This is a genomic window from Mesorhizobium sp. P3_A9 (assembly GCF_056402975.1).
Window position 1 is genome coordinate 1 of record NZ_JBFUGJ010000360.1, and the last position, 5,828, is coordinate 5,828.

Annotated in this window: 5 protein-coding genes and 1 tRNA gene; 2 read left to right on the forward strand and 4 right to left on the reverse strand. The window is 62.4% G+C overall.

Annotated features, from left to right (window positions below; genetic code table 11):
• Positions 1–1,543 (forward strand): hypothetical protein (locus tag AC1DX0_RS29775; protein ID WP_477358011.1); only part of this gene is annotated, 1,543 nt, incomplete at its 5' end.
• Positions 1,544–1,554: 11 nt separating this feature from the next.
• Here AC1DX0_RS29775 and lipB read toward each other — a convergent pair.
• Positions 1,555–2,298 carry a lipoyl(octanoyl) transferase LipB gene (lipB, locus tag AC1DX0_RS29780; RefSeq protein WP_477222096.1) on the reverse strand — a complete coding sequence of 248 codons (744 nt, stop codon included), beginning with the start codon at positions 2,296–2,298 and terminating at the stop codon, positions 1,555–1,557.
• A 274-nt stretch (positions 2,299–2,572) separates the two neighbouring features.
• On the opposite strand from lipB, the gene AC1DX0_RS29785 reads away from it, so the two are divergent.
• Positions 2,573–2,657: transfer RNA gene (locus tag AC1DX0_RS29785), tRNA-Leu, on the forward strand.
• Positions 2,658–2,742: 85 nt separating this feature from the next.
• Here AC1DX0_RS29785 and AC1DX0_RS29790 read toward each other — a convergent pair.
• The 3 genes from AC1DX0_RS29790 to AC1DX0_RS29800 are packed head-to-tail and all read right to left on the reverse strand — an operon-like array spanning position 2,743 to position 5,719.
• Entirely contained in the window at positions 2,743–4,068 is a 1,326-nt protein-coding gene (locus AC1DX0_RS29790; protein ID WP_477222097.1) for a sensor histidine kinase, read from the reverse strand.
• Positions 4,065–4,832: a response regulator gene (locus tag AC1DX0_RS29795; protein ID WP_477358014.1), complete on the reverse strand. Its 768-nt coding sequence runs from the start codon at positions 4,830–4,832 to the stop codon at positions 4,065–4,067. Before AC1DX0_RS29795 ends, AC1DX0_RS29790 begins: the two co-directional genes overlap by 4 nt.
• 17 nt (positions 4,833–4,849) lie before the next feature.
• The gene (locus tag AC1DX0_RS29800; protein WP_477222098.1) at positions 4,850–5,719 is read right to left on the reverse strand and encodes a MipA/OmpV family protein; all 870 of its coding nucleotides are present in this window, start codon (positions 5,717–5,719) and stop codon (positions 4,850–4,852) included.
• Positions 5,720–5,828: the final 109 nt, after the last annotated feature.

The following is a 5,828-nucleotide window of genomic DNA, read 5'->3' on the forward strand; positions in this document are numbered from 1 at the left end:
ATCGCCGGCGATTCCGGAAATGCCCGGGATTGGGGTCGTTGACATTGAAACAAAATTAGAACAAATTGCGAACATATCAACAACAGGAGAGAGTTATGACCGATCTGGTTCAGGATGTCATCTCGCTGGTTTGCATGAGTGCGTTTCTCGTTTCCATGGCGATCTGGATCGGCGCCATGTGATTTGGCGGCTCTTGCCGCCGTCGTTCCCAGCGGTTGAACCCGCTTCGCCGTTAAGTCTTTCTTGCCGCCGCGGCGCTAGGGTGCGTCTCCAAGGCAGGAGCAACGTCCAGGTGTCTCCCATCGTCACGGCCATTCTGGTGGCCAGCAATCTCGGGCTGATCTTTCTCTTGATGACCGTGCCGCTTGGTTTGCGCACGGTCAGGGTCAGCCGCGTGGTGGCGATGGACCGCCAGCGCCTCTGGCAGGCGCTGTGGCCGCTTGGCAGCGACGCCGGCTGGTCCGGCGAGATCCTGTCGGCGCAGCCGCTGGACGGGGAGGGCGTGTCCCGCATCATGCTGTCGTGGGAAGGCCGCGACGGCAAGCCGATCGAACGCAGGGCGCGATTTGAAGACGTCGTCGAGGGCAGCCGCTTCGCCATGCGCGTCCTCGAGGATACCGCGCTCGATGTCTCGTTCTGGAAAGACTATCGCGAAACCGCCGAGCTCGTCCCCGAAGGCAGCGGCACGCGGGTGACGCTCAGCCAGACGGATCGTTACCGCGGCGCTGCCTTCCTGGTGTTTCGGTACTTCGCCATACGCCGCGAACTGTCCAAGCTGCAGCGTTGGGCGGTAACCGGGCAGTATCGCAAAGGCGGCTGGTTCGAGCATCCGCTGAGCCAGGTCGGCTTTGCCGTGCTGTCGGCGTTGATCCTGTGGCCGTTCTTCGGCCTCCACCTTGGCGGGCTGGCGCTGGCCGCTATCCTGACGTCGGTCGTGGCCTTGCAYGAGCTYGGCCAYATGGCRGCSTTCCGGCTGRYGGGKCAYCGCMAGGCRCGGATGATCTTCATYCCGCTGCTCGGCGGCATCGCCATTGGTGGCCGGCCCTATAACAGCCGTTTCGAGGTGGCCTTCGTGGCGCTGATGGGGGCGGGGTTCTCCGCGTTCCTGGTGCCTATCATCATCGCCGCCAGTGCGTTTGCGGGCGGCGAGGGGCACAAGGCCGCGGCCGCGCTGCTGGCGGCGCTGGCCGGCTGTGCGGCCCTGTTCAACATCGCCAATCTGGTGCCGGTGTGGAAATTCGACGGCGGCCAGGTGCTGCGCCAGATCTGCCCTGGGCCGATCGCACTGGCGCTGGCCTCGTTCTTCCTGCTTTCCGTCTTCCTGGCACTCGGCCGACAGGCAGGCTTCTCGTCCGGCTTTCTAATTGTGGCGGGAGCGGTCTTTTCGATCCTCAGCCTGCTCACTGTCGGCAGCGGCGTGAAGCCGCGCCACGAGTTGGAGCCGATCCGCACCGTTGATCGCTTAGCCATCGCCGGCGCGCTGCTGGCGGTGTTCACCATTCATGGCTGCGGCGTGTTGTGGGCCTCGGCGCAACTGCTTTGAACCCGAAACGGTCAACCGGCCTTGCGGGCCGCTTCGGCAGTCAAGGCAATTGCTGGGCCAAAGACATCCTCGAAGGCTGATTTCAGCGCCAGATCGAGGTCGGCCATCCCCAAGGGAAGACCAAGGTCGACGAGGCTGGTGACGCCGTGGTCCTGCACGCCGCACGGCACGATGCCTCCGAAATGGGAGAGGTCCGGTTCGACATTGATGGCGATGCCGTGAAAACTCACCCAGCGCCGGAGCCGGATGCCGATCGCCGCGATTTTGTCCTCCGCCGGCGAGCCGTCCGGCAGGGCAGGGCGATCAGGCCGCACCACCCACACGCCGACACGGTCCTCGCGGCGCTCGCCGTGCACGTTGAAGGCGGCGAGCGTGCCGATGATCCACTGTTCGAGTGCGGCGACGAAAGCGCGCACGTCTTCGCGCCGCCGCTTCAGGTCGAGCATGACATAGGCGACCCGCTGGCCGGGCCCATGATAGGTGTATTCACCGCCGCGTCCGGCCGAAAAGACCGGAAAGCGGTCGGGATCGATCAGGTCCTCGATGCGGGCGCTGGTGCCGGCGGTGTAGAGCGGGGGATGTTCGACCAGCCAGACCATTTCGCCGGCGGCCCCGCTGCGGATCGCCTCGGCACGCGCCTCCATGAAGGCCAGCGCCTGGGGATAGGCGGTAAGGCCAGGCTGGGTGCGCCACTCGACCGGTGCTGAGCCGGGCAGGGGCAGGAACGACGTGGCAATCTGGCTGCGTTCTGTCATCACGGCTCTCGACCGCGGCGCGTCATGTCAAATGCGCGATACGCCCTGGGTGTTTGTCTTTCATGTCGTAGTCCCGAAACCACTCGGTGCCCTTGAACGACATGCCTAACCCTTCATATGGCGGCAATCGGCCAAAACGTCCAGTTCGAGGGGCGTTTCAAGCGTCTCGACCGTTATGCCAAAATGACTGGCGATTATTGCGTGTCGCGCACTTGTTTCGCCGGAAACGATTTGCTACACGCCGCGAGCCGGTTGGTTCCGGCTCCTACCACGTGCGGTCGTGGCGGAATTGGTAGACGCGCAGCGTTGAGGTCGCTGTGGGGCAACCCGTGGAAGTTCGAGTCTTCTCGACCGCACCAATATCTCCTGAAGCAAGCCTTCGGACGCCTTGAAACCACCTCCGGCAATCTGGCGATAATCAGACCGAGCACGGCGCCTGCCATCCTACAATGGCTGGACCGTTGGTCCGTTCGGCAGTTCGACGGTAACGACGAGGCCGGTTGGCTGGTTGTCGTGCAGCTCGATCTTGCCGCCGTGGCCCTGGATGATGTCGGCTACGATCGAAAGGCCAAGGCCGAAGCCGTGCTTCGAGGCAACGCCGCGTGACATGTCCTCCTTGAAGAAGGGTTCGAAAACGCGGGAGCGCGCCGTCATCGAAATGCCCGGCCCATCATCGCCGACCGCGATGCGCGCCGCCGTGTCGGTCTGCGTCAATGCAACGGTTACATTGCCGGCGAATTTGACCCCATTGTCGCACAGGTTGGTGATCGCACGCGCCAGCGCATTGGGTTTGCACCAGCCCAGAAGCCTGTCCGGTCCGGAATAGGAAACCGAAAACCCGACATCGGAGAATTCGGCACAGACGGTTTGCAGCACGCTGGCAATGTCGGCCCGCTGCAGCTTCTCGGTCGAGACATCGTTGCGCAGATAGGTCAGCGTCTCGTCGATCAGATCTTCGATGTGCTGGACATCGGACAGCAGGGCGGTTCGAACGGGGCCATCCTCCATGCGCTCGGCGCGAAGCCGCAGCCGCGTCAACGGCGTGCGCAGATCATGGCTGACGCTGCGCAACATGCGGGTGCGGTTTTCGATCATCGTGCGGATACGCGCCCGCATCCTGTTCAGCGCGCGCGTCAGGCCAACCATTTCGATGGAGCCGTGTTCGGCGAAAAGCTCGTTGCCATTCTCGATCTCGGCCTCTCCCACCGCCGCCGAGATGCGCTTCAACGGATCCGTCACGGCCCATACCGCAAACAGCCAGATCAGGATGGGCAAGGCGACGAAAGCCATGAACCTGTAGAACGAGGCACGCACGAAGCCTGACGTGAGCCAGGAATCGGGCATGCCGAAATCAGCCAGGACGCTCTGCTGGTCCAGATCGACGACAAACGCGTCTTGATCGCCGATCCTCATCCAGCGTCCATCAACGGCCCCCCTGTCCATTCGAAGGAGCCATTCGATGCTCCGCCATTGCAGATAGGAATATGGGATTGCGCTGATCTGTTGCCTGGGCAGGATCTTGAAATCAAAGCCGGCACGCGTCGCCGAAGCGAGAGTTGCACTGCGCGCTTCGGTCGGTGTTTCGCGCAACAAGGCAGCGACAATGGCGGCTCGCCTGGCGCTGTCTTCCACAACGGGAAGGTCGACATTCTCTATCAAACCTTCGACGACCGATCCTACGGACATGATCGCGATCACCGCGATGAAAATCATTGCCGCGAACTGCCCGCGCACCGACTGGGGCAGGAAACGGCGGACCAAACCCGTCACGCTTCCTCCACCGTCGCGGTGAAGATGTAGCCGCCCAGCCGAACGGTCCTGAGAAGCACCGGATCGCGCGCATCCTTTTCGATCTTCTGGCGGATCCGGCTGACATGGACATCCACGCTTCGCTCGATCGGGCCGGCAAGCCCGGCATGGGTGACGCTGAGAAGTTCCTCGCGTGACAGAAYCCGGCCGGCATTGCGGCAAAACGCCAGCAACAGATCGAATTCATGCGTCGTGGTCGCAACCCGCGCGTTGCTCGGATCGTGCAATTGCCGGCGAACGGGATCGAGGCGCCAGCCGTTGAAGCAAAGCACCTTTGTCCGGTCCCGCTCGTCGGGGGCGTAAGCCGTGCGCCGCAGCAGCGCCCGTATCCTTGCCGTCAGTTCGCGCGCGCTGAACGGTTTTGTCACGTAGTCGTCGGCGCCGATCTCCAGTCCGAAGATGCGGTCGATCTCCTCGCCAAGGGCGGTCAGCATCAGGATCGGAACGTTCGTTTGCGCGCGAAGCCTTCGGCAGATGCTGAGGCCGTTTTCACCCGGCAGCATGATATCGAGCACAATCAGATCGAATTTCTGGGTGCGAAGCGCGGCGTTCATGCGGGTGCCGTTGCCGGCGACTTCCACGATCATGCCGTTTTCCGTGAGCGTCTCGCCCAGCATGCGCGCGATCTCGATATCGTCTTCGACAATGAGGATACGCGACCCTTGCCTCGGCGATTTGAACTCAGCGTTCAAATCGATCCGGCTGGAGTCTGCCGCTGCCTGCATTGCTGAATGTGTGGGCATTAAAACCGATATCCGACAAGGAGCATCCCCGAGGGCTGGACTTTGTCGACGACAACAGGGCTGTCGGCGGCGTCCCCCACAAGAATGCCGACCCCCGCCTGGCCACGCACCATCCAGTTCTGATTGAGCATATATGTGGCGGAGATCGAAAAATCGGTGCGCTTCAACCCGGCGCCGGCATCATAGCGCGCCAACCCCGAGCGAGCCGCTTGTTCGGGCGTGACGCCAAAATAGGCCTGCATGTAATTTTCGTCGGCGAAGACGACCGATGCGCTGGCGCCGACCATCAACGATTGGGACAGCGGCTGGTTCACCTCGATGCCAATCGTGCCCTGCAGGCCATCGCTGCCGCCGATGGTCTTGTCCAGTTGTGCGAAGATTTCCGCCGGGCCGAACTTCACTGCCGCCTTGGCGCCGACGACCGCGCCCATGTCGACATCCCCCAGGCCGCGCAGATGATCGGAATCGTCTTCCTTGCGGCCCATGTCATAGCCAAGCCGCGCACTGAATTCGAACGGCCCTTGTTCATAGAGGGCGATGTTGGCGCCTGTCGGATCGATCGTCACCGTGTCGAGGAATGTCGCCGATACGAAAGGCACCGGTATGACCTTGAACTCGTTGCTGCCTTCGTATTTGGGGGCGATGATGGCGCCACCGCCAAGGACGACATGCCAGTCGCCCAGTTTCTGTTCGAAGCGCCCGAAACGGGAAGGCTCGGGCGGCGGGGTCAAATCCCCATTTTCGACGGCATCGGTGTCGACGGCAATGGCGTCCGCTGCCAGCACGATCCCCGAATGCGTTGAAAACAGGATTGCCATCGCCGCGAGGGAGGCCCTGCCGGCGACCATTCCAGAAATCATTTTGAACATGCATGCTCCAGAGCAGCGAGGCAGTAAGAGCCCCTGATGCTCGGACTATTTCAGGTGAAAGTGGCTGCATGCGTGAAGTGATGTTAAGTTTTGTTGCGCAATCTTGGTC